The 24,471-nt window shown below is 65.4% G+C and carries 20 protein-coding genes; 16 read left to right on the top strand and 4 right to left on the bottom strand.

What is annotated here, in order from left to right; translation table 11 throughout:
• Positions 1 to 316: 316 nt before the first annotated feature.
• From BraRD5C2_RS10015 to BraRD5C2_RS09995, 5 genes are all read left to right on the top strand, one after another.
• Complete coding sequence (locus tag BraRD5C2_RS10015) at positions 317 to 1,633, top strand: CmpA/NrtA family ABC transporter substrate-binding protein (RefSeq protein ID WP_223968109.1); 1,317 nt, start codon at positions 317 to 319, stop codon at positions 1,631 to 1,633.
• 61 nt (positions 1,634 to 1,694) lie between these two features.
• Complete coding sequence (gene ntrB, locus BraRD5C2_RS10010) at positions 1,695 to 2,597, top strand: nitrate ABC transporter permease (protein ID WP_223968108.1); 903 nt, start codon at positions 1,695 to 1,697, stop codon at positions 2,595 to 2,597.
• A gap of 12 nt (positions 2,598 to 2,609) precedes the next feature.
• Positions 2,610 to 3,404: an ABC transporter ATP-binding protein gene (locus tag BraRD5C2_RS10005; protein WP_223968107.1), complete on the top strand. Its 795-nt coding sequence runs from the start codon at positions 2,610 to 2,612 to the stop codon at positions 3,402 to 3,404.
• A 79-nt stretch (positions 3,405 to 3,483) separates the two neighbouring features.
• Complete coding sequence (locus BraRD5C2_RS10000) at positions 3,484 to 3,909, top strand: globin family protein (RefSeq protein ID WP_223968106.1); 426 nt, start codon at positions 3,484 to 3,486, stop codon at positions 3,907 to 3,909.
• 190 nt (positions 3,910 to 4,099) lie between these two features.
• A complete protein-coding gene (locus tag BraRD5C2_RS09995; protein WP_223968105.1) occupies positions 4,100 to 4,999 on the top strand; it encodes an SMP-30/gluconolactonase/LRE family protein in 900 nt (299 codons plus the stop codon).
• On the opposite strand, the gene BraRD5C2_RS09990 is transcribed toward BraRD5C2_RS09995, so the two are convergent.
• Both BraRD5C2_RS09990 and BraRD5C2_RS09985 read right to left on the bottom strand, forming a co-directional pair.
• Positions 4,996 to 6,195 carry a 3-hydroxybenzoate 6-monooxygenase gene (locus BraRD5C2_RS09990; protein ID WP_223968104.1) on the bottom strand — a complete coding sequence of 400 codons (1,200 nt, stop codon included), beginning with the start codon at positions 6,193 to 6,195 and terminating at the stop codon, positions 4,996 to 4,998. The genes BraRD5C2_RS09995 and BraRD5C2_RS09990 overlap by 4 nt on opposite strands.
• Positions 6,196 to 6,218: 23 nt before the next feature.
• Positions 6,219 to 6,782, bottom strand: coding sequence for a MarR family winged helix-turn-helix transcriptional regulator (locus BraRD5C2_RS09985; protein WP_223968103.1), 564 nt, complete (start codon positions 6,780 to 6,782; stop codon positions 6,219 to 6,221).
• Positions 6,783 to 6,965: 183 nt separating this feature from the next.
• On the opposite strand from BraRD5C2_RS09985, the gene BraRD5C2_RS09980 reads away from it, so the two are divergent.
• Genes BraRD5C2_RS09980 through BraRD5C2_RS09970 form a run of 3 tightly spaced genes read left to right on the top strand, consistent with a single transcriptional unit; the run spans position 6,966 to position 9,840 of the window.
• Positions 6,966 to 7,940 carry an amidohydrolase family protein gene (locus BraRD5C2_RS09980; protein ID WP_223968102.1) on the top strand — a complete coding sequence of 325 codons (975 nt, stop codon included), beginning with the start codon at positions 6,966 to 6,968 and terminating at the stop codon, positions 7,938 to 7,940.
• 60 nt (positions 7,941 to 8,000) lie between these two features.
• Positions 8,001 to 9,359 (top strand): MFS transporter, encoded by a 1,359-nt coding sequence (locus tag BraRD5C2_RS09975; RefSeq protein ID WP_223968101.1) that lies wholly within the window; start codon positions 8,001 to 8,003, stop codon positions 9,357 to 9,359.
• A 25-nt stretch (positions 9,360 to 9,384) separates the two neighbouring features.
• Complete coding sequence (locus BraRD5C2_RS09970; protein WP_223968100.1) at positions 9,385 to 9,840, top strand: DoxX family protein; 456 nt, start codon at positions 9,385 to 9,387, stop codon at positions 9,838 to 9,840.
• A 34-nt stretch (positions 9,841 to 9,874) separates the two neighbouring features.
• Here the strand turns inward: BraRD5C2_RS09970 and BraRD5C2_RS09965 are convergent, their stop codons facing one another.
• Together BraRD5C2_RS09965 and BraRD5C2_RS09960 are read right to left on the bottom strand one after the other, a co-directional pair.
• On the bottom strand, positions 9,875 to 10,612 hold the full coding sequence (locus BraRD5C2_RS09965; RefSeq protein ID WP_223968099.1) for a glutamine amidotransferase: 738 nt from the start codon (positions 10,610 to 10,612) through the stop codon (positions 9,875 to 9,877).
• Between the two features lie 85 nt (positions 10,613 to 10,697).
• A complete protein-coding gene (locus BraRD5C2_RS09960) occupies positions 10,698 to 11,783 on the bottom strand; it encodes a substrate-binding domain-containing protein (RefSeq protein WP_223968251.1) in 1,086 nt (361 codons plus the stop codon).
• 117 nt (positions 11,784 to 11,900) lie between these two features.
• Here BraRD5C2_RS09960 and BraRD5C2_RS09955 point away from each other — a divergent pair, with 117 nt between their 5' ends.
• The 8 genes from BraRD5C2_RS09955 (at position 11,901) to BraRD5C2_RS09920 (ending at position 24,424) form a co-directional block, all read left to right on the top strand.
• Entirely contained in the window at positions 11,901 to 13,382 is a 1,482-nt protein-coding gene (locus tag BraRD5C2_RS09955) for an aldehyde dehydrogenase family protein (RefSeq protein ID WP_223968098.1), read from the top strand.
• A 268-nt stretch (positions 13,383 to 13,650) separates the two neighbouring features.
• Positions 13,651 to 14,490: an aldo/keto reductase gene (locus BraRD5C2_RS09950; RefSeq protein ID WP_223968097.1), complete on the top strand. Its 840-nt coding sequence runs from the start codon at positions 13,651 to 13,653 to the stop codon at positions 14,488 to 14,490.
• A gap of 194 nt (positions 14,491 to 14,684) precedes the next feature.
• A complete protein-coding gene (locus tag BraRD5C2_RS09945) occupies positions 14,685 to 15,674 on the top strand; it encodes a DMT family transporter (protein WP_223968096.1) in 990 nt (329 codons plus the stop codon).
• Positions 15,675 to 15,825: 151 nt separating this feature from the next.
• Positions 15,826 to 20,331 carry an autotransporter domain-containing protein gene (locus BraRD5C2_RS09940; protein ID WP_263009973.1) on the top strand — a complete coding sequence of 1,502 codons (4,506 nt, stop codon included), beginning with the start codon at positions 15,826 to 15,828 and terminating at the stop codon, positions 20,329 to 20,331.
• Between the two features lie 119 nt (positions 20,332 to 20,450).
• Complete coding sequence (locus tag BraRD5C2_RS09935; RefSeq protein WP_223968095.1) at positions 20,451 to 21,533, top strand: zinc-binding dehydrogenase; 1,083 nt, start codon at positions 20,451 to 20,453, stop codon at positions 21,531 to 21,533.
• Between the two features lie 78 nt (positions 21,534 to 21,611).
• Positions 21,612 to 22,370 (top strand): SDR family NAD(P)-dependent oxidoreductase, encoded by a 759-nt coding sequence (locus BraRD5C2_RS09930; RefSeq protein WP_223968094.1) that lies wholly within the window; start codon positions 21,612 to 21,614, stop codon positions 22,368 to 22,370.
• A 4-nt stretch (positions 22,371 to 22,374) separates the two neighbouring features.
• Positions 22,375 to 23,634: an NAD(P)/FAD-dependent oxidoreductase gene (locus BraRD5C2_RS09925; RefSeq protein ID WP_223968093.1), complete on the top strand. Its 1,260-nt coding sequence runs from the start codon at positions 22,375 to 22,377 to the stop codon at positions 23,632 to 23,634.
• 121 nt (positions 23,635 to 23,755) lie between these two features.
• Positions 23,756 to 24,424 carry an amino acid ABC transporter permease gene (locus tag BraRD5C2_RS09920; RefSeq protein WP_097670409.1) on the top strand — a complete coding sequence of 223 codons (669 nt, stop codon included), beginning with the start codon at positions 23,756 to 23,758 and terminating at the stop codon, positions 24,422 to 24,424.
• The last annotated feature ends 47 nt before the right edge of the window (positions 24,425 to 24,471 follow it).

Genomic DNA, 24,471 nt, shown 5'->3' with positions numbered 1-24,471 from the left:
ATGTGCGGCGCACAAGAATTGGGCGGATCGCATTTTTTGGCAGCGCGCGGGGACTTCGCGCGCGATGCGACAAGTTGCGCAAAACATTGCAATAAAATCGATTTTTGCACTGCGGTAGCTTGGCACAAGGCTTGAATAGTCATGTGCCGACGCCATTGAAGCCGTCCCTCGAGGCCACCCCATCGGATTTCTGACGCCGCCAGTCCGGGGCATCCCCGGGTGCATGCCCTTTTGCGCCCTGCGCGCGTCGCCACCCGACGGACGGTGCTCGACGCAAAGACGCAACACCGTAATGCAACGACGCAAAGGACGACCGATGACCAAGCCCAGCAACAAGCCCCCAGGCCGCGCGATCAGCCGTCGCCAGCTCCTGAAGGCCACCAGCGGCGCCGCCGCGCTGCTCGCCGCAGCCAAGCTCAACTTTCCCGCCGGCGCATTCGCGCAAGGCGCCGGCCCGGAAGTGAAGGGAGCCAAGCTCGGCTTCATCGCGCTCACCGATGCTTCGCCGCTGTTCGTCGCCAAGGAGAAGGGCATCTTCGCCAAATACGGCATGCCCGATGTCGAGGTGCAGAAGCAGGCCTCCTGGGGCACCACGCGCGACAATCTCGTGCTCGGCTCCGAGGGCAACGGCATCGACGGTGCGCATATCCTGACCCCGATGCCGTATCTGATCTCGGCCGGCAAGGTGACGCAGAACAATCAGCCGACGCCGATGTACGTCATGGCGCGGCTCAATCTGAACGGTCAGTGCATCTCGGTCGCCAAGGAATATGCCGATCTCAAGGTCGGCATCGACACCGCGCCGTTCAAGACGGCGCTGGAGAAGAAGAAGGCCTCCGGCAAGTCGGTGAAGGCCGCGATGACCTTCCCCGGCGGCACGCATGATCTGTGGATTCGTTACTGGCTCGCCGCTGGCGGCATCGATCCCGACAAGGATATCGAGACCATCGTGGTGCCGCCGCCGCAGATGGTGGCGAACATGAAGGTCGGCACGATGGATTGCTTCTGCGTCTGCGAGCCGTGGAATCTGCAGCTCATCCATCAGGAGATCGGCTACACCGCGATCACGACAGGCGAGCTCTGGGACAAGCATCCGGAGAAATCGTTCGGCCTGCGCGCCGCCTGGGTCGACAAGAATCCGAAGGCCGCGAAGGCGCTTTTGATGGCGGTGATGGAAGCCCAGCAATGGTGCGAGAAGGCGGAGAACCGCGAGGAGACCGCCGCGATCTGCGCCAAGCGGCAGTGGATCAACTGCCCGGTCGAGGACATCACCGATCGCATGAAGGGCAAGTTCGATTACGGCACCGGCCGGGTGGTCGAGAACTCCCCGCAGCAGATGCGGTTCTGGAAGGACAACGCGTCCTATCCCTATCAGAGCCACGACCTCTGGTTCCTCACCGAGGACATCCGCTGGGGCAAGTACGAGGCGGGCTTCGACACCAAGGCGCTGATCGCCAAGGTCAACCGCGAGGATCTCTGGAAGGAGGCGGCCAAGGAGCTCGGCGTGCCGGCATCGGAGATCCCCACCTCGACCTCGCGCGGCAAGGAGACCTTCTTCGACGGCAAAGTGTTCGATCCCGCCGATCCCGCCGCGTACTTGAAGTCGCTGTCCATCAAGCGTGTCGACGTCTGAGTTGAGCCCATAGGGCCGCACGTTGCGCGGCCCGTTCTTCGACCACGGAGATCATCTGTCAATGTCGATGCCTGCCATGAAGACCGATATGTCGGCGGTGGCGATTCCGCCGGTCGCTGCCGCGGCGCCGGTCGTAACCATGACGCCGAAGCGCGCGCCGCGCGCCGAAACCTACGCAAAGATGGCGAAGGACGCCGCGGCGCGCGTGGTGCCGCCGCTGATCGTGGTCGCGTTGCTGCTGGTGGTGTGGGAGCTGATCTGCCGGCGCGCCGGCTCCAGCCTGCCGCCGCCTTCAAAAGTGTTCAAGGACACCAGGGAGCTGATCCTCGATCCGTTCTTCGACAATGGCGGCATCGACAAGGGTCTGTTCTGGCATCTTTCCGCCAGCCTTCAGCGCGTCGCCTACGGCTATTCGCTGGCGGCGATCGCGGGCATCGCGCTCGGCACGCTGGTTGGCCAGTCGGTCTGGGCGATGCGCGGGCTCGATCCGCTGTTCCAGGTGCTGCGCACCATCCCGCCGTTGGCCTGGCTGCCGCTGTCGCTCGCGGCATTTCGCGACGGCCAGCCCTCGGCGATCTTCGTCATCTTCATCACCTCGGTGTGGCCGATCATCATCAACACCGCGGTCGGCATCCGCAACATTCCGCAGGATTACCGCAACGTCGCCGCCGTGGTGCAGCTCAATCCGCTGGAGTTCTTCACCAAGATCATGATCCCGGCGGCCGCGCCCTACATATTCACCGGCCTGCGCATCGGCATCGGACTGTCGTGGCTCGCGATCGTCGCCGCGGAAATGCTGATCGGTGGTGTCGGCATCGGCTTCTTCATCTGGGATGCGTGGAATTCCTCGCACATCAGCGAAATCATCCTGGCGCTGTTCTATGTCGGCATCATCGGCTTCGTGCTCGACCGGCTCATTGCTGGCCTCGGCAAGATCGTGACCCGCGGCACGGCTGCGAACTGAGGAGGACCAGTCATGCAGGCCTATCTGAAGCTCGATCACATTGACAAGATTTTCACCCGCGGCAGCGCCACAACGGAGGTGTTGAAGGACATCAACCTGACCATCGAGAAGGGCGAATACGTCTCGATCATCGGCCATTCCGGCTGCGGCAAGTCGACCCTGCTCAACATCGTCGCCGGCCTTACCGGCGCCACCAATGGTGGCGTGCTGTTGGAGAACCGCGAGGTCAACGCGCCGGGGCCGGATCGCGCCGTGGTGTTCCAGAACCATAGCCTGCTGCCGTGGCTGACCGTCTACGAGAACGTCAAGCTCGGCGTCGACAAGGTGTTTGCCAGGACCAAGAGCCGGGCCGAGCGCGACGCCTGGGTGATGCACAATCTGAGTCTCGTGCAGATGGCGCATGCCAAGGACAAGCGGCCGAGCGAAATCTCGGGCGGCATGAAGCAGCGCGTCGGCATCGCGCGTGCGCTCGCGATGGAGCCGAAGGTGCTGCTGCTCGACGAGCCGTTCGGCGCGCTCGACGCGCTGACCCGGGCGCATCTGCAGGATTCGGTGATGGCGCTGCACCAGAAGCTCGGCAACACCATCCTGATGATCACCCACGACGTCGACGAGGCCGTGCTGCTGTCGGACCGCATCGTCATGATGACCAACGGCCCGAGCGCGCGGATCGGTGAGGTGCTCGAGGTGCCGCTGGCGCGTCCGCGCAAGCGGCTCGAGCTCGCGACCAACCCCGGCTACCTGAAGTGCCGGCAGCGCGTGCTCGAATTCCTCTATGAGCGCCACAGCTTCGTCGAGGCGGCATGAGCAGCGCGTCGCTCACGTGAGAGCTTTTTCTGCCTCGCCGCAATGGCGCGGCGAGGAAGCAGCGTGCACGGAGGCACACATGACGGAAGACCAGGTCAAGCTCGTCCAAGAGACCTTCGCCAAGGTCGCACCGATCTCGGAGCAGGCGGCGGTCATCTTCTATGACCGTCTGTTCGAGGTCGCACCCGGCGTCAAGGCGATGTTTCCCTCAGATATGACCGAACAGCGCAAGAAGCTGATGGGAACGCTTGCCGTCGTCGTCAATGGATTGAGCAATCTGCCGTCGGTGCTTCCCGCCGCGAGCGCGCTCGCCAGGCGCCATGTCGGCTATGGCGCCAAGCCCGAGCATTATCCGGTGGTCGGCGGCGCATTGCTGTGGACCCTGGAGAAAGGCCTCGGCGAAGCCTGGACGTCCGACGTCGCCGCCGCATGGACCGCGGCCTACGGCACGCTGTCCGGCTACATGATTTCGGAAGCCTATGGCAACGCGCAGGCGGCGGAGTAGGGCGGCTGGTTCCGCTGTGAGCGCAAGCTCTATCCGCGTCATTGCGAGCGAAGCGAAGCATTCCATACCTCGATTTGTCGAGATGGATTGCTTCGTCGCTTCGCTCCTCGCAATGACGATGGGGACGTTTGGCCGCTCAGTTGATTTCCTCTATGGTCCCACCCGTTCCGCCAACGGGTGAACCAAAAAAATGATGTTCCTGGAAACGCCGCCGAAACTGATCCCGACCGAGATCTTCTCCGCCGTGCCGACCGACTTCCGCCGCAAGGTGGCGAGCGAATGGGCCGACGCCAACCGGCCCGGCGTGGTGACCGACTGCTTCATCGAGGGACCGTCGTTCGATGTCGCTGGCAATCTCTACATCGTCGACATTCCGTTCGGCCGCATCTTCAGGATCGCGCCGGACAAGTCATGGACGCAGGTCGCCGAATATGACGGCTGGCCGAACGGTCTGAAGATCGATCCGATGGGCCGCATCCTGATCGCCGATTACCGGCACGGGCTGATGGAGCTCGATGCCGGATCGGGCGAGGTCACGCCGCTGCTGCGCTCGCGCAATTCGGAATCGTTCCGCGGCTGCAACGATCTGCACATCGCCTCGAACGGCGACATCTATTTCACCGATCAGGGCCAGACCGGGCTGCACGATCCGACCGGCCGGGTCTATCGGCTGCGCGCGAGCGGAGCGCTGGACTGCCTGATCGACACCGGCATCAGCCCGAATGGGCTGGTGCTCGATCCGCACGAGGCGGTGCTGTTCGTCGCCATGACGCGCGACAATGCGGTGTGGCGCGCGCCGTTCATGAAGGACGGCAGCATCTCCAAGGTCGGCCGCTTCTGCTCGCTGTTCGGCCCCAGCGGACCCGACGGCATGACGATGGACAGAGCGGGGCGGCTGTTCGTCGCCCACGCCTCGCTCGGCCACGTCTTCGTGTTCGCGTCGAACGGCGAGTGCATCGCGCGGATCAAGTCCTGCGCCGGGCAAAGCTGCACCAATGTCGCAATCGGCGGCGCCAACCGCGACCGGCTCTACATCACGGAATCGGTGACGGGCACGGTGCTGGTCGCCGATATCAGCGGGCTCGGCTAGGCTGCGACACGCGGCCTTTCCGGGAATGGCGATTCGTACAGCCAAGCCAGCTTGTCGCAGAACTTCTCGAGGCTGGTCTCGCGGATGAGTTGATTGCGCAGCAGCGCGTGTACGCCGGCCGGATGATAGACGTGGGTGCCGAGCTCGCGGGCCTGAAGCTGGACCCGCGCCGTGCGCATCAGCCGAACCTGCCGGTACTTTTCCACAGCATGTTCGAAGCGATCCGGCATCTCGCCCAGCAGCTCGGCGAGCCAGACCGCGTCCTCCAGTGCCATGCAGGCGCCCTGGGCAAAGTATTGCAGCATTGGATGCGCGGCGTCGCCGAGCAGCACCGCGCGCCCGTCGACCCAGCGCTCGGTGGGCTCGCGATCGCAGGTCACCCAGGCCTTCCAGTCCTTGCCGTGGTGGATGATTGCCTTGGCGCGGGGATGGACATCGCGAAAGCCCTCCAGCACCTCCTCATGGGTCACGGGCCTGGCGGCAAACGCTTCCGCTGGATCGTTGTGGCAGGTGATTGCGAGGTTGAACACCTTCCAGCCCGACAACGGGTAGTGCACCAGATGGCACTTGGCGCCGGCCCATAGGGTCGCGGCATTCCAGCGCAGATCCTCCGGCATCTGTTCGGTCGGAATCACCGATCGATAGGTGGTGTGGCCGGCGATGCGCGGTGGGCCGTCGTCGACCATCTGCTGGCGAATGCGGGACCTGAGCCCGTCGGCGCCGATCAGCAGGCAGCCTTCGATGCGCTCGCCGGATTTGAGCCGCGCAACAACCGTCTCGCCGTCTTGGTCGTATCCGACCACATCGCAATCGCTACGCAAGGCGATGCCTGGATGTGCCTCGCAGGCGCGCAGGAAGATGCCATGCAGGTCGCCGCGATGCACCACCGCATAGGGATTGCCGAAGCGCTGGCGGAAATAGCTGGTGAGATCCATGCTGGTGATCTCCTCGGCGGAGATCGCGTCCATCAGTCGCAACTGATCGATGAACACCGCAATCGAGCGGGCGGCATCGCCGAGATCGAGATGGTCGAAGGCGTGGAAGGCGTTCGGTCCGAGCTGGATGCCGGCGCCGATCTCCTGATAGCGCGGCGCACGCTCCAGCACGGTGACCTGGAATCCCCTGCGGGCCAGCGCGACCGCCGCGGCCAGTCCGCCGATGCCGCCGCCTGCAATGATGATCGGATCCCTGCGCATGTCCTCTCCCTGAACTTGTGGCTCTATTTCCTCGGTATCTTGCGCCGGCGGCCCGCGCTGCCTTTGGCGTCGCGCTTGACGTCGACCTTGGGCTCGCGCGTTTCTTTCTGCGCGGCCGCTGCAGGCACCTCGATCAGGCCGGCCTCGACCTCTTGCTCGAGCCGATCGAGATTCTTGTAGAGCTCGACCAGCACCTGCTTGAGCTCGTCCGCTTCCTTCGCCGACATCGCGCCGGTTGCGACTTCCTCATAGTGTTGGGCGATCGGCATCAGCCGGGAGGCCAGCTCGGCGCCCTTGGGCGTCAGCGCGACCTGAAGGCTGCGCTGGTCGTTCTCCGGCCGGTCGCGCGTCAAGAGGCCGGCGCGGCTCATCTCGGCCACGATGCGCGACAGCGTCGAGACGTCGGCCGACGTCAGCTCGGCGATCTCGCCGAGCCGCAGCGGGTGTCCTTGCTCGGAAAGCGCGGCGAGCACGCGGTACATCGGCAGCGTCAACTTCTCGTGACGGATGACGCGGACGAAGAGGTCTCCCATCCGCACGCCGAGCCGGGCGAGCAGATAGGGTAGCGAATTTGAAAATCGGTACATGGGCTTAGGTCCGGGCTTAGTTCCTGGCAGCAGACGTCCGCTCGGAATAGCCGCCGATCTTCGCACCGACAACAGTTGCATTTCAATCATTTGCATATGCAACATTCTCATTGACAAATATTTGGACCGGATGTTTTGTCCTGTCAACACGGAAACGAGGCACGAGCCGGAAAGGACGACGCCATGCAGGGAAAGATCGCGCTGGAGGAGCACTTCGCCATCGAGGAGACGGTTCGCGACAGCGCAGGCTTCTCGCCTGCCGACGACTGGGTCGAGCTCAAGGCCCGGCTGCTCGACATCCAGGACCGCCGTCTTGCCGAGATGGATGCGCACGGCATCGAACTGATGTTGCTGTCGCTCAACGCGCCGGCGATCCAGGCCATTCCCGACCGCAACCGCGCGCTCGAACTGTCGCGCCGCGCCAATGACTTTCTGGCCGAGCAGGTCGCGCGACGGCCGCAGCGCTTCCAGGGCCTGGCCGCGCTGCCGATGCAGGACCCGGAAGCCGCCGCACGCGAGCTCGACCGCTGCGTGAGCGCATTGAAATTCCGCGGTGCCCTCGTCAACGGCTTCAGCGAGGTCGAAGGCCACGACGGCGCTGTCTATTACGACCGCAAAGAGTTCTGGCCGTTCTGGTCCGAGGTCGAGCGTCTCGACGTTCCGTTCTACCTGCATCCGCGCAATCCGCTGGCGAAGGACGCCGCGATCTACGAGGGGCATCGATGGCTGATGGGGCCGACCTGGGCGTTCGGCCAGGAAACCGCGGTGCACGCGCTGCGCCTGATGGGTTCGGGATTGTTCGATGCCTATCCGCGGCTGCAGATCATCCTCGGCCACATGGGCGAGGGCCTGCCGTATTCGATGTGGCGCGTCGACAACCACAACAAGTGGATGCGCGCCCAGAACGTCTATCCGGCCAAACGCAAGATCGCGGATTACTTCCGGGAGAATTTCTACATCACGACGTCAGGCAATTTCCGCACCCAGGCGCTAATCGACGCGATGCTCGAGATCGGCGCCGACCGCATCCTGTTCTCGGCCGACTGGCCGTTCGAGAACATCGACCATGCCGCCGAGTGGTTCGACACCGCGACCATCGCCGAAGGCGACCGCACCAAGATCGGCCGCGACAACGCCCGCAGCCTGTTCAAGCTCTAAGACGCGTGATTTCAACCTGCCGCAGAGCAGGGCGCAGCATCAGTTGCAATGGAGGAAACCGTGAGCACTTCGCCTGACATCGACGTGCATGAGGAGTTGTCTAGTGCGGCCGTCGGCCGGCTGCACATCCTTCTCGGCATCCTGATCACGCTCATCACGCTGTTCGACGGTTATGACACGTTCAATCCGGCCTATGTCATCCACTATGTGGCAAAGCCATGGGGACTGTCGCCGAGCCAGGCGGGACTGCTGGTGAGTTCGGGCCTCGTCGGATTCCTGTTCGGGGCGGTCGGTCACGGCACGGTCGCCGACCGGCTCGGCCGGCGCGGCACGCTGCTGGCGGGCCTCTGGATCGTCAACGTCTTCACGCTGCTGACTGCAACGATCGGCAGCGATTTCTGGAGTTTCTGCGCGCTGCGCTTTGCGACCGGTCTCGGTCTCGGCGTGCTGTTGCCGCTGGGCACGACCTTCGTCAACGAACTGGCGCCGCGCCGTGTCAGCAACGCATTCTCATTATGGGGCGTGACGCTGGGCTGGTCGCTCGGCGGCGTCTGTGCCGGGCTCGTCGGTGTCTATCTGACGCCGCATTACGGCTGGCAGATCCTCTATTACCTCGGCGCGCTATCGATCCCGCTGACCTTGGTCGCGCACGCGGTGCTGCCTGAAAGCCCGCAATTCCTGGCGGCGCGGCGCCGCACCGAGGAGTTGCGCGCGCTGCTGGCGCGGCTTCGCCCGGAACGGGCCGCGGTCTATCGCAGTGCGAGCTTCGTCTCCGGCGATGCCGGCAGCGTGCCGAACCCGATCGCAGCGCTGCTGAGTCCGCGCTACCGCCGCGTCTCGCTGACGATCTGGATCACCGCGTTCCTCAGCCTGTTCGCGATCTTCGGCCTGACCGGCTGGATCCCGACCGTGATGCAGAAGCGCGGCGAGACCTTTGCCGCATCGTTCGGCTTCGGCGCGCTGATGCAGGCGATGTCGTTCGTCGGCGGGCTGACGCTTGCGATGCTGGCCGACCGTAAGATGTCGCTAACGCCGCGCTACCTCGCCACATGGTGGCTGACCGGCGGCATTGCCGTGCTGGCGCTGGTGTTCGTCAGCGGTCACGGTGTCAATCTCGCGATCGTCGCCATCGCCGGCTTCTGCATCATCGGCGCGCAGCACGTGCTCAACAATTTCACCGCGGGCTCATACGAGACCCTGCTGCGTGCCAGCGGCGTCGGCATGGAATTGGGGGTTGGCCGGGTCGGCGCGATCCTCGGGCCTTATGTGATCGGGTTGCTGCAGCAGGTGACCGGTGGTCCTGACATCGTGTTCTGGGTGATCGGCGGTGCGGCGATCGTCGGCGCTTTCGCGATCGGCTCGCTTGGATGGGCCGCCGCAAGCCGGCCCGCGGCCATCGACACGGCGCTGGCTGAGTAACGATCGACACGAAAGGAATCCTCTGATGTCAAGTTCTACCCATACCGCCGCGAATGCCGGCGCAGCACGACTTCCCGATTCCCTGGTGCTGCTGTTTGCCCGGCTGGCGATCGCGCCGCTGTTCCTCTACAGCGGCATCGGCAAGTTGATGGCCTTTTCCGTCACCGCCGGACGCCTCGGCGGCGCCGACGGCATCGGTGCGGTTCTTGCGGCCGGTGCGACCGCGGTCGAGCTTGGCTGTGGTGTCGCGCTCGTGCTCGGCCTATTCGCGCGTCCCGCCGCCATCATCCTGTTCCTGTTCACGATCGCCGCGACGCTGATGTTTCACAATTTCTGGGCGGCACCGGAGGCGCAGGTCATGACCCAGACCATCAACTTTCTGAAGAATCTCGGCCTGCTCGGCGCACTCGCGATGATCGCGGTCTACGGGTCCGGCAGCTATGCCGTCAGTGCGGGCGCGCGATCGGGGGCAAGCTCCTGATTGCGATCGCCACAGCGGCAAAGCTTGCGCCTGTTCAGGCACCTGCGCTGGAACGAAGCACGCCGTCGCTTGGCGCGATGGACAGGAGCCAGTCGCCGAACACCTGCTCGGCTTGCACGGCAATCGGCCTTGCCAGCGCTTGCGTCGTCGCGCGCAGCTCTGGAACCGAGATTTTCGCCGCCGACAGCTCGACGGCGTGGCCGACATACCATTCCTCGAGCTGCCGCGGATCGGCCTCGAGATGGAATTGCAGCGCGAGTGTGTTGCGGCCCCAGGCGAAGGCCTGGTTCTCGTAGTTGCCGTTCGAGGCCAGCCGCACGGCATCCTTGGGCAGGTCGAAGGTGTCGCCGTGCCAATGCAGCACTTTGCTCTGCAGGTTGCGCAGGCAGGATGATTTGCCGTCAGCCGTCAGGTCGATCTGGCCCCAGCCGATTTCCTTCACCTTACCCGGGAACACGCGGCCGCCCAGCGCCTGCGCCATCAGTTGCGCGCCGAGGCAGATGCCGAGCGTCGGCAGTCCGCGGCGCAACCGGTGCTCCAGCAGTGCAAGCTCGGTCGAGAGGAACGGATAAATGTCGGTCTCATAGACCCCGATCGGCCCGCCCAGCACGATCAGGAGGTCCGCGTCGCGAATCGCGCGATCGGAGAGGTCGTCGACCGGCGCGTCGCAGAACGACACGCTCCAGCCGGCACGCTCCATGATCGGGGCCAGCAGCCCGAGATCCTCGAACGCCACATGGCGGATGGCAATGGCGGAGCGGGGTGGTCGCATCGGCAACGTCCAGTCTTTTCGCTATATAATATCAAATATAGCGCGGCGGATCGCGACGAGTCCAGCCGCCACGGCACAGGGCTGATCAGCGGTCGGAATGCATCTTCTCGAGAAAATCCTTCACGCCGCTGACGGCGCCGGTATTCGAGGCGACATAGCCGGGCAGTGCGCCCACGGCCTTGTGAAATTCGCTGCTCTTCATGATGTCGAGCACCCGCTGCATCGGCTCGGTCTCGAGGAATGCGCGCTTGCAGACGAAGAAGTAATCTTCCGTGAGCAGGCGAATGAAATCGAGGCCGAACTGCCGTGCGGCGGCCTCGACGCCAAAACTCGCATCCGCCATGCCGCTTGCGACATAGGCCGCGACCGCGGCATGAGTGAACTCCATGTGCTGGGCGCCGTTAATCCGGCTTTGCGGGATCTTGTGCAGCGTCAGCAATTGATCGAACAGCAGCCTTGTGCCGGAATCATGGTCGCGGTTGACGAAGCGGGCCTTGCGCTCGACCAGGTCCTTCAGCGACGTGATCTTCAGCGGGTTGCCGCGCTTGACCATCAGGCCCATCTCGCGCGTGACGAAATTGATCACACGGTCCTCGCGCGGGTCGAGCCATTCCCGGCAGGCTTTGATGCCCCGCGCGCGGAGTTCGCCGTGCGGCAGATGCACGCCGGAAAGATCGCAGGCGCCCTGCGCCAGCGAGACCAGCGAGTTCTGGTTGCTGACGTAGCGGAGATCGACGCCCACGCCGCCTTCGCGATCGAGGAATTCGCGCAGCTTGGACACGGCAAAGCCGTGGCTGGCATGGACGCGGATGACCTGCGGCCGCTGCTCGAGGAACGGCTTGATCTCGGTGACCAGTTCCTGCGCGAGGTTCTCGAGCTGCAACCCGAGCCGCGCCTGCATGCGCTCGCCGGCCCACACCAGCCTCTCGCCGAACGGTGTCAGCTTCGAGCCCTTGCCGCGCTGGGTCTCTACCAGCGGCACGCCGAAGAAGCCGGACCATTGCTCGATCAGATTCCAGACATGGCGATAGGACAGCTGCGCATCGCTGGCGGCGCTGGTGATCTTCCCGGTCTTCCTGATCTCGTTGAGGATGCCGAGCATCACGACCGCGGTCTGCGGTGAGTTCTCTTTCCGAAAGCGCCAGACGGTCTCGATCTCGATCTGCAGCATCGTGGTCACCATTTATGAAGTGGACTTCATATCCTGGTATACCAATAGGCACAAGATATCATATTTACTGAGGATCAAAGCCTCCTACGTTGAGTCACAACACCAGGAGGAAATATGATGTCAGTTGCATATGACTATGAACGCGACGCCCACGCTCCGACCGTTCGGGACGAATTGCTGCTGATCGATGGCGCCCGCGTCCGCTCGCTGTCAGGAAAGACCTTCAAGTCCCTCAATCCCGCCACCGAGCAGGTGATCGCTGTCGTCGCCGAAGGCAATGAGGCGGATGTCGACCGCGCGGTCGCCGCTGCACGCCGCGCCTTCGAAGGTCCGTGGCGCACCATGCGCGCCGCCGAGCGCGGCCATATCCTCTTGAAATGGGCCGAGCTGCTCAAGCAGCATGCCGATGAGATCGCAGCGCTGGAAAGCCTCGATGCCGGCAAGCCGATCGCGGGGGTACTGCGCCAGGATTTTCCCGCCGCCATTGATACGCTGACCTATTACGCCGGCTGGGCCGACAAGATCAGCGGCGATGTGGTCTCGACGCGCGACGATGCGCTGACCTACACCGTGCGCGAGCCGGTCGGCGTGGTCGCCGCGATCGTGCCGTGGAATTTCCCGCTGATGATCGGCATGTGGAAGCTCGCGCCGGCACTGGCTTGCGGCTGCACGGTGGTGATGAAGCCGGCCGAGCTGACCTCGCTGTCGGCGCTGCGGATCGGCGAGCTTGCGCTCGAAGCGGGGCTGCCGAAGGGCGTGCTCAACATCGTGACCGGCCCCGGCCGCGTCGTCGGCGATGCGCTGGTCAATCATCCCGATGTCGACAAGGTGACGTTCACCGGCTCGCCCGGCGTCGGCCGCGGCATCATGAAGGGCGCCGCCGGCAACTTCAAACGGGTCTCGCTTGAGCTCGGCGGCAAGTCCGCCAATGTGATCTTCGACGACGCCAATCTCGAGGCCGCCGCCAAGGCTGCTGCCGCCGGCATCTTCTTCAATGCTGGACAGGTCTGCTCGGCCGGCTCGCGCGTGCTGGTGCAGGAGAACGCCTATGACGAGGTGGTCGAACGGCTGGTCGCTCGTGCCGAAGCCTTGCGCATCGGCGATCCCGCCGACCGCGCCACCGTGCTTGGGCCTGTCATCTCCGAGAAGCAGATGCGCTCGATCCTCGATTATGTCGAGATCGGCAAGAACGAGGGCGCGCAGCTCGCCACCGGCGGCGAACGCGTCGGCGATCGTGGCTATTTCATCAGCCCCGCGGTGTTCGCCAATGTCGCGCATGAGATGCGCATCTCGCAGGAGGAGATTTTCGGTCCCGTCGTCAGCGTGATCAAGTTCAAGGACGAGGCCGATGCGCTGCGCATCGCCAACGGCACCGCCTACAGCCTCGCTGCCGGCGTCTGGAGCGCCGATATGGGCCGCGTGCAGCGCTTCGCCAAGAAGGCCCGCGCCGGCACGGTGTGGATCAACACCTATGGCTACACCGACGTGCGGTTGCCGTGGGGCGGCGAACGCGACTCCGGCCTCGGCCGCGAGCACGGCACCGCCGCGCTCGACAATTTCACCGAGCCGAAGGCGGTGTGGATGAATCTCAACGTGTGACCGCGCGTAACGCGAGCAACAAGGGCGCGGATCGGAGGATCCGCGCCGTTGGGATTGGTGAGAGCGCGCAACATATTCGCCGTCGTCCCGGCGAAGGCCGGGACCCATAATCCCAAATCTACGTTGTTGGACCACGCTGGGGCCGCAGCAACCTTCACAACTGACTTTTGTGGTAATGGGTCCCGGCCTTCGCCGGGACGACGATGAAGAGACATTGTCACTCGTTTGCACTATCGTTCGGCGTGGGGCGAGCTAGAACGAGGCGATCGTGCAGACAAGAAAATTCGGCAACAACGGCCCGCAGGTCTCGGTGATCGGGCAGGGCACCTGGTATCTCGATCGCGGTGACCGCAAGGCGGCGATCGCTGCGCTGAAGCGCGGCATCGACGCCGGCATGACGCATATCGACACGGCGGAGATGTATGGCGACGCCGAGCTCGTGATCGCGGATGCGATCACCGGACGCCGCGACGAGCTGTTCCTGGTCTCGAAGGTGCTGCCGAGCAACGCCTCGCGTCGCGGCACCATCATCGCCTGCGAGCGCTCGCTGAAGCGGCTGAAGACCGATCGCCTCGATTGCTATCTGCTGCACTGGCGCGGAACTTATCCGCTCGCCGAGACGGTCGCGGCGTTCGACGAATTGATCGCGGCCGGCAAGATCCGCTTTTGGGGCGTCAGCAATTTCGACGCAGACGATCTCGATGAACTGCTCGATGTCGCGGGTGAGGGCAAGATCGCCTGCAACCAGGTGCTCTACCATCTGCGCGAGCGCGCCATCGAGCACGCCGTGATCCCGTGGTGCGAGCAGCATGGCGTGGCCGTGGTCGCCTACTCGCCGTTCGGCCACAATGATTTTCCCGCGCTATCGAGCAAATCAGGCGCGGTACTGCAATCGATCGCGCAGGCGCACCAGGCGACGCCGCGCCGGGTCGCGCTGAGCTTTCTCACGCGGCTGCCGTCGGTGCTCGCGATTCCGAAGGCGTCGAATGCGGACCACGCGGCGGAGAATGCCGCAGCGGGAGCGCTCAAGCTCACCAGCGACGAGATCGTCGCGCTCGACGCGGCGTTCCCGCGCGGGCCGAAGCCGCGCTCGCTGCCGATGCTGTAATTCGCGGGATTCACTGGAAGCTCCGCACCACACAGTTCTTAACAAACTGTTGCAGTTGCGGCCGCGCACAGGCTGCGGCGGGCGGTCGCGCGCGCTGCTGCATATCGGAGTCCCGTTTTCGGGCATTGTTCTTGCGGCGGAATTGGCGTTCTGTACGAATAGCAGATTACCCTTATTTCGCCTTCGAGATTGCCGTGACACCGCCCCCCGCCGTAGCCGCCAGGCTGGACAGCGTTCCCCTTGCATTGCCCGCGAAAACATCCGTTGCACGCAAGGCGCCGGCCCGCACCGACCGGCCGTTCAAGGGCATTGCGCTGATTCTGCTGTCGACGGTGTTTTTGGGCACCTCCGACGTCACCGCGAAATATCTGTCGTCCTCGCTGCCCTCGATCGAGATCGCCTGGATCCGCTTCCTGGTGTTCGCGCTGATCATGACGCCGGCGATGCTGCCGGGCACGCCGCTGTTCGCGTTGCGCAGCAGCCGTCCCGGCCTGCATGTACTGCGCGGCGCCGCGCTGCTCGGCTCGTCCCTGATCTTCATCACGGGGCTCGGCTTCCTGCCGATCGCCGAGGCCTCAGCCACCAGCTTCGTCTCGCCGCTGTTCGTCACCGCACTGTCGATCGCTTTCCTCGGTGAGAAGGTCGGCATGCGCCGCTGGATCGCAACCGCGGTCGGCCTCGCTGGTGTGTTTATCATCCTGCGGCCGGGCACCAGCGCCTTCCATCCCGCGGCGGTCTTTCCGATCGTCTCGGCGCTGGCCTGGGCCGGCACGCTGATCCTGACTCGCATGATGAGCGGCAGCGAACGTCCGATCACCGTGATGACCTATTCGTCGATCGTCGGCGTCGCCATCGTCAGCGCGCTGGTGCCGTTCGTCTGGGTTACGCCGAGCTGGCACGACATCATGTTCGGCATCCTGATCGGCGTTGCGTCCACCGTCGGACAGTGGATCGTGGTGCTTGCGTTCCGCTACGGCGATGCCTCGGTGCTGGCGCCCTTCTCCTACACGCAGCTGCTCTGGGTCAGCATCCTCGGCTTCCTGATCTTCGGCGAAGTGCCCGACCGCTGGACCATCCTCGGCGCCGGCTTCATCGTCGCCTCGGGCCTCTACACCGCGCACCGCGAGCGCATGCGCCGCTCGCAATTGGTGGCGGTGGCCAGCGAGCCGTCGCCAAACGCCTGACATCGCGTATCCATTTTACAACAGCCGCCCTGAATCCGGGGCGGCGCGATGACCGTGCACGGCCTGAGAAGACGCTTCCCCCGCGAATTGCAAGATAGCCCATTCGGGTCAAGCCGCGCTCGCGCGGCACTGTCGATTTGAGGCTGGGGGAATGCCGGAGTGGGGTTACGCGCGAATGCGCCTGCAGGGCTGGCTGGCGGCCGCGATCATCCTTTCAGTGAGTCTATTGGCGGGGCCGGTCCTCGCGCAAAACGGCGGCGTCGGCGGCGAGGGTGATTATCAGTCGACGGGACAATATGGCGGTGTCGGCGGCGTTCCGGGCGTCAATGGCGGGGTCGGTGGCGACGGCGGCGCGCCGAACCGGTCGTGCATCTGCACCGGCGGTGGCGGCGGTGGCGGTGCCGCGGGCGCTGCCGGAGGCGCCGGCGGTCCCGACGGCAATCTCAGGAGCGGCGGCGCCGGTGGCGCGGCCGGGCAGGACGGCACTGCTGGAACGCCCCGCGCAGACTCGGCCAGCGGCGGCGGTGGCGGCGGCGGCGGTCTCAGCGGAACGTCCAGTGCGACGCTGAACAACACCGGGATATTGTCGGCCGGCAACGGCGGCAAGGGCGGCGACGGTGGCGTCAACGCCTCGAACCCTTCAGCTCAAGTTGCGGGCGGCGGCGGAGGTGGTGGTGCGGGCGGTGCTGCATTCACCATCACCGGCGCCGGGATACATTCGAACAGCGGCAGCATCACGGGCGGCAATGGCGGCGCGGGCGGCGCCGGCGATGTCGGTGGCAGCGGCGGTGACGGCGGCGCCGGCATCGTCGTCAGTGCGTCAGGCGCAACGATCAGGAATTCCGGCTCGATCTCCGGTGGCACCGGCGGTGGTGGCGGCGCGCAAGTGTCCGATATCTACTCGAATCAAGGCGAGCCGACCACCGGCGGCACGCGAGGCAGGCCCGGTGCAGTAGGCACCGGCGGTACCGGGATCGTCGGCGGCGGCTTGACCATCGTCAACAGCGGAACGATTGCCGGCGGCGGCGGCCCGGGTGCGCAGGGCAACGCGATCGGCTTCACCGGCGGAGCCAATACGCTGACGTCGATTGGCGGAACGCTCAGCGGCAATCTTGCGATTGCAAATGGCGTCGGCGCCAGCCTGACGTTCCTGCAAACCAGTGCGGCCGGCGCCTCGGGCGATGTCACCATCTCCAGCATCACCGGCCTCGACGGCCTGGCCACCGACGCCTCGGTTGCCGTCAAGCTGGATGGCGGGCGCTCGCTGATCGTCACCGGTGCCAGCGCCTACACCGGCGGCACCTCGGTGAGCGACGGATCGACGCTCGTCATCCGCAACAGCAACGCACTCGGCAGCGGCACGCTGACGATGGGCGAGACGCTTGCAGGTCTCACCAAGCTGGTGCTGGACGGCAACGGCTTCAACATCGCCAACCGCATAATCATCAACAGCGATCCCGTCATCACCGTCGCGGCCGGTACCACCAACACGATGTCGGGGGCCATCAGCGGTGCCGGCGATATCGTGCTCAACGGGGGTGGCACGCTGGTGCTGTCCGGCACGAATACATATACGGGCGGCACCACGATCTGCGGCACCGCTTGTGGTGTTGCCGGCGGCAGCAGCGTGCTGCAGGTCGACGTCGACACGGTGGGTACGCCGGGCGCGATTGTTTCGTCGGCGATCGGCATCGGCTTGCTGACCTTCGACGGCGGGACGCTGCAAGCCGGTGGCAACTACACGATCGCGAACAACGCGCAGATCAACGCCACCGGGGGCAGCATCGACGGCAACGGATACACCTTCACTTACTCGGGCAACATTGGCGGCGCCGGTGGACTGACGGTGCTGGACGCATCGGCTGGCCTTGGCCGCGTGGTGTTGACCGGCACTAACACCTATACCGGCGGCACCACGATCTGCAATTGCGCAACGCTGCAACTCGGCGACGCCAGCCACACCGCCTCGATCGTCGGCGAGGTCGTCGTCGACGGCAAGTTCGACATCGTCAATGCCAACACGGCGGGCATCACCAAGATCGTCAACGACGGCTTCAACGGGGTCGCCACCACGACGTTCTACAATTCCACGACGGCGTCGACGGCGACGATCATCAACCAGAACTTCGGTACTACGGAGTTCCGCGACAACAGCACCGCGGGCAATGCGAGCGTGAGCAATAGCAACGGCGCTCTCACGATCTTCCGCGACGGCAGCTCGGCCGGCAACGCTACGTTCGACAACAGCAACCGTGGCACCGTGGTGTTCGGCGACGCGCTGGGCCCTCCCGGCGGCTCGGACACCAGCACGGCCGGGAAGGCCGTGTTCAACAACCATGACGGCGGCGGCGTTGTGTTCCTCGGCCACACCAACGCGGGGCAGGCCACCATTACCAATGGTAACAACGGCGGCTCGACGCAGTTCTTCGAGTTCTCGTCGGCTGCGTCGGCGATGATGACGACGTCCGCCACCGGCTATATCGGCTTCTTCCAGAGCAGCACCGCGGCGAACGCGACGATCGACAACAGCGGCTTGACCTATTTCGGCACGTCCGGCGGGGCGACCGAGGCGCCGACCGCAGGCAACGCGACGATCACCAACCGCTCCGGCAGCGCGCTGATCTTCGCCGCATATGCGACAGCCGGAAACGCCACGATCACCACCGAGAGCGGCGCGAGCGTCAAGTTCGTCGACAACACGACCGGCGGCACCGCGCAGTTCATCACCCAGGGAACCGGCTATGTCGACTTCGGCGGCAGCCTTGGGCCGAACGGCGACGGTCGCATCACAGCAGGCTCGATCGCGGGCTCGGGCACCTACTACATCGGTGGCGGCAATACGCTAGCGGTCGGCGGCAACAATCTCTCGACCGTCGTCAGCGGCGTGATCGCCGATTCCAATCCCTGCGGTTGCGGCCCCGCCGGGCCTGGCAATCTGGAAAAGACCGGCAGCGGCATGCTGACCCTGTCGGGCGTCAACTCCTATACCGGCACAACCGTCGTCAATGGCGGCATCCTGCAAGTCGACGGCTCGATCGTGTCGTCGACCTCGGTGACGGTGAATTCCGGCGGTGCGCTCTCCGGCATGGGCACTGTCGGTAACACAACGATTGCAAGCGGCGGCATCCTGCTGCCCGGCAATGCGACGCCGGGCGCATTCCTCAACGTGGCGGGCAACCTGGCCTTCCAGTCCGGTGCGTTGTATCTCGTCGGGCTCAATGCGACCGCCGCGGCGTCAACCAATGTGAGCGGGACCGCGGCGCTTGCCGGATCGGTCGGCGTCAGCATCGCCGCCGGCAGCACGATCGCCAGGCAATACACCATCCTGTCGGCGGCCGGCGGTCGCGCCGGAACGTTCGCCGGCATCGATTCAACCGGGGTGCCGTCGGGATTGATCGCGACGCTCGGCTATGACGCGAACCATGCCTATCTCAATCTCGCGCTTGATTATGGTGCAGCATCGAAGCTCAACGTCAACCAGGGCAATGTTGCCACCACGCTGCAGAACTTCTTCAACGCCAATGGCGGCATCAACGTGGTGTTTGCTGGACTGTCGCCGAACGGCCTGACGCAGGCCTCGGGCGAGGGGGCGGCTGGATCGCAGCAGGCGACGTTCAACGCGATGAACCAGTTCCTCCACCTGCTGACCGATCCGTTCGTCGCCGGACGCGATGGCGGTGTCAGTGGCGGTGGCGCCAGCGCGCTGCCGTTCGCGGAGGAAAGCGCTTCGCTGGCCACTGCGGCACGCACGACGGAGCCGCGCGATGCGCTGGCCGCGATTTATGCCAAGGCGCCGCCGCAGCAGCCCGACTTCGAGCAGCGCTGGAGCATATGGGCGGCAGGCTATGGCGGCGCGCAGACCACCAGCGGCAATGCGGTGCTGGGCTCCAACAGCACCAGCAGCAGCGTCTACGGCACCGCGGTCGGCGCCGACTACCGCTTCTCGCCGAACACCATTGCCGGTCTTGTGCTCGCGGGCGGTGCCACCAGCTTCAGCACCAATGGTCTCGGTTGGGGCCGCTCGGACCTGTTCCAGGCCGGTGCGTTCGTTCGTCACAACGTCGGTGCGGCGTATCTAAGCGCGGCGCTCGCCTATGGCTGGCAGGACATCACCACTGACCGCATCGTCACTGCTGCGGGCGTCGATCATTTGCGCGCCAACTTCAATGCCAATGCGTGGTCGGGACGGCTCGAAGGCGGCTATCGCACTGCCACGCCCTGGATCGGGCTGACGCCTTACGCGGCGGCCCAGTTCACCAGCTTCGAGTTGCCGAACTATGCGGAGAGCGTGGTTTCCGGCGGCGGCGCCTTCGCGCTGAACTATGCGGCGAAGAGCGTCACCGATGTCAGGAGCGAACTCGGCCTGCGCAGCGACAAGTCGTTTGCGGTCGATGGCGGCATCGTGACGTTGCGCGGCCGCGTCGCTTGGGCGCATGACTTCAATCCGAACCGCGGCGCCGCGGCCGTGTTCCAGGCGCTGCCGGGGGCGGCCTTCGTGGTCAACGGTGCGGCGCAGGCCAGCGAGTCCGCGCTGACCACGGCCTCGGCGGAGATCAAGTGGCGCCACGGCTGGTCGGCGGCTGCGACCTTCGAGGGTGAGTTCTCCAACGTCACCCGGTCCTACGCCGGCAAAGGCGTTATGCGCTATACGTGGTGACCCTCCGTGCTATAGCCTCCCGCAGCGAAAGCCTGTCCCGGACTTGATCCGCGACAGTGTATTTCGCGGGACGAAATACGCATCAAAATGAGTGGGAAGAAACCCACGCGGGAGGAAACATGCGCGCAGCGATCTTCAGAAATGGCGAGATTGTCGTCGACCAGATGCCCGAGCCGAAGCCGGGCGCCGGCCAGGTGCTGGTCAAATCGCTCGCCTGCGGCATCTGCGGTTCCGATCTGCACGCGCGCAAGCACGCCCACCGCATGGTAGAGCTGAGCAAGTTCCTGCCCGGCCGCACGCCGATGGATCTGTCGCGCGACGTGGTGTTCGGCCACGAGTTCTGCTGCGAGATCCTCGATTACGGCCCGGGCACCACGCGCAAGCTGAAGCCCGGCACGCGCGTCTGCTCGCTGCCGGCGCTGCTGACGCCGGAGGGCCCGAAGGGCATCGGCTATTCCAACGATTATCTCGGCGCCTATGCCGAGCAGATGCTGCTCAGCGAGCCCCTGCTGCTCGAAGTGCCGAACGGACTTGCCGCCGAGCACGCCGCGCTCACCGAGCCGCTTGCGGTCGGCGTCCACGCGGTGGCGATGGCCAACATCAAAGGCGGCGAGGTGCCGCTGGTGATCGGTTGCGGGCCGGTGGGCCTTGCGGTGATCGCGGCACTCAAGATCAAGGGGCTCGGCCCGATCGTCGCCGCCGACTACTCGCCGGCGCGACGCTTGCTCGCCGAGAAGATGGGCGCCGATGTCGTGGTCGACCCCGCCAAGACGCAGCCTTACGCGAGCTGGGCCGAGCACGCCCAGATGAGCGAAGCGGAGAAGGCGGCGCGGCCGCCGCTGCAGGCGTTGCTGCCGCCGCTGAAGCCGGCGCTGATCTTCGAATGCGTCGGCGTGCCCGGCGTGTTGCAGCAGGTGTTCGAGGGCGCGCCGCGCAGCGCCCGTGTCGTCGTGGTCGGCGTCTGCATGGAGACCGACAAGTCCGAGCCGATGCTCGGCATCATCAAGGAGCTCAACGTCCAGTACGTGCTCGGCTACACGCCGGAGGAGTTCGCCTATTCGCTGCGGCTGATCGCGGAAGGCCAGGTCGATGCCGCATCGCTGGTCACCGGCCGCGTCGGCATCGACGGCGTTGCGCAGGCGTTTGCCGATCTCGCCAATCCCGAGGCGCACACCAAGATACTGGTCGAGCCGTGGCGTTGAACTGACGGCGGCGGTTTGCATTTCGCGACGCCGAACCTATAGTTCGTCTTCTCTTATCGCACTGACAGCACGCACCTCATGCGCGTTTCAATCATCACGGGAGGCGGCTCCGGCATCGGGGCTGCGGTTGCACGCCGGCTCGCGGGCCCCGATCAGGGGCTGATGCTGCATGGCCAGGGCGCCGAAGCTAGCGGGCTCGCGCGGCTGAATTCGGTTGCGGAGGAATGCCGCAGCAAGGGCGCCAAGGTCGCGGTCTCCACCGGCGATCTCGCCATGGCCGGCGCGGGCGCGTCGCTGGTCGAGGCTGCGCGCGCCGCATTCGGGCCGATCGACAGCATCGTGCATGCCGCGGGCTTTGCCGACCGCCGCGAGTTCGCCAGCCTGCCGCGCGCGGCGCTGGAGCGTGCCTTTGCCGTGATGGCGGCGGCATTCCACGAGATCGCGGCTGCGGCGCTGCCCGACCTCGCGCGCAGCGCGCAGAGTCGCGTCGTCGCGGTTTCCAGTTTCGGGCCGCATCGCTTCGTGCCCGGCGCCACCTATCCGGGATCGGCCGCCGCGAAGGCCGCGCTCGAAGTGTTGGTGAAGTCGCTCGCAATCGAGCTCGCGGCATCAGGCGCCACCTCAAATGCCGTGATGCCCGGCTATACGCGCAAGGATCCGGGCCTGTTCGGCGCGCTGGACACCGCGACCTGGGAGCGGGTGGCAATGGCCAATCCGATGCAGCGGCTGGCCGAGGCCGACGAGGTCGCCGCCGTCGTCGCCTTCCTGCTGTCGCCGGAAGCAGGCCACATCACCGGCGCCACGCTGCCGGTCGATGGCGGCCTGACCTTGATGTAACGGCATGACCGACGACACGTCCGCACATCAGGTTGACGTCGTCGTGCTCGGCGCCGGCATGGTCGGCGTCTCCGCCGGCCTTGCCGCACGGCAGCGTGGTCTCTCCGTCGTCATCGTCGATCGTCGCGAGCCGGGCAGCGAGACCTCCTACGGCAATGCCGGCATCATCTCGTCCGGCTCGATCCTGCCGCTCAACACGCCATCGCTTTTAAAGAACCTGCCGAAATACCTGACCAACACCCACCCGGCGCTGCGCTGGAATCTTCCGTGGGCGGTCGCCAATGCCGGCTGGGTGATCCGCTTCCTCGCCGCGGCGACACCGTCGCAGACCAAACCGCGCGCCGCCGCGCTGCACGGCCTGATCGGGGCGTCGATCAGGTTGCATCGCGACTGGATCGTGCAGGCGGGCGCCGGCCATCGCATCCGTGAGACCGGCTGGCTCAAGGCCTGGCGCGGCGACGGGCTCGCGACCGCCAAAGCCGAGCAGGCGGCGCTCGCCGAATTCGGTATCAAGAGCGAGGTGCTCGACCGGCAGGCCATCTCCGCGCTCGAGCCGAACATCATCCCTGCCTACAGCGTTGGCCTGCTGCACAGCCAGACGGCATCGGTCGATTCACCCGGCGCGGTGGTCAAGGCCTATGCGCAGATGCTCGCCGCCAGCGGCGGCACCGTGCGGCAATCCGAGATCCGGCGGATCTCACAAGGAGACGACGGGTGGCGCGTGCAGCTTGCCGACGGCGAGATCGCTGCGCGCCATGTCGTGGTCGCGCTCGGCCCGTGGTCGGCCGAGCTGCTGCGGCCGCTCGGCTATCGCGTGCCGCTGGCGTTCGAGCGCGGCTATCACCAGCATTTCGTGCCGAACCCGGCACGCAAATTGTTGCGGCCGATCCACGATGCGGAGGGTGCATTTCTGATGACGCCGATGGAGCAGGGCGTTCGCGTCACCAGCGGCGTCGAGCTGACCGCGCGCGATGCGCCGTCGAACTATGCGCAGCTCGAGGCGGTGGTGCCGATGGCGCGCGGCGTGGTCGAATTCGGCGATGCAGTCGGCGAGCGCTGGCGCGGCGCGCGGCCGACGCTGCCCGACAGCCTGCCGATGATCGGCGAGGCGCCGCGGCATCGCGGCCTCTGGCTCGCCTTCGGCAACCAGCATATCGGCTTCACCACCGGTCCCGGAACGGGCGCCGCGGTCGCGGCGATGATCGCGGGCGCGGCGCCGCCGTTCGACGTGAAGGCCTTCTCGCCGGGCCGGTATATCGCGTGACTCGCGCGAGGCCGCCTGCGATGCTGGGACGTCAAGCAGGCACGCAAAGCGTTTTCGAGCGAAGTGGGCACCGGTTCGCGTGAAGAAAACGCGTCAAAACTAGAGTCAACCGAGGGGCAGGATGAACTACGTCTGGGATTTCGGGATCCTCGCCAAGTACAGCCATCTGTTCTGGCTCGGGCTCGGCTGGACCATGGCCTACACGATCGGCACCATCATCCTCGGCACCTTGATCGGCCTGATCGTCGGCATGCTGCGGCTGCGGCGGATTCCCGTGATCGACTGGCTGCTGATCGCCTATATCGAGCTGTTCCGCTGCACGCCGCTGCTGGTGCAGATCATCTGGTTCTACTACGCGTTTCCAGTCGTGATCGGCGTCAACATCCCGGCGCATGTCGCAGCGGTCAGCGTGCTATCGCTCTATGGCGGCGCGTTCTATGCCGAGATCGTACGCGGCTCGATCGAGAGCGTGCCGGTCGGGCAGTGGGACGCGGCGAAGGCGCTCGGCTTCCGCGGCTGGCGGCTGATGCGGCTCGTGATCCTGCCGCAGGCGCTGAAGCCGATGATGGCGCCCTATGTCAACCAGTCGGTGACGCAGCTCAAGAACACCTCGCTGGTCTCGATCATCGCGGTGCCCGATCTCGTTTACAACGCCACCTTGATCAACGCCGACACCTACCGGCCGCTCGAGGTCTACACCATCGTGGCGTTGATCTATTTTGCGATCCTGTTTCCGTCGACACTGGTGGCAAGGCGGCTGGAGCGCGGGCTGACGTACGACAAGGTGTGAGGCTGCCTCTTCTCCCTCTCCCCGCTCTTCGCGGGGAGAGGGTTGGG

Origin of the sequence: Bradyrhizobium sp. RD5-C2 (assembly GCF_019972155.1) — a bacterium.
GTDB lineage: Bacteria > Pseudomonadota > Alphaproteobacteria > Rhizobiales > Xanthobacteraceae > Bradyrhizobium.
The sequence above is the reverse complement of the archived record's forward strand: the minus strand, read 5'-3'. Positions and strand labels throughout refer to the sequence as shown.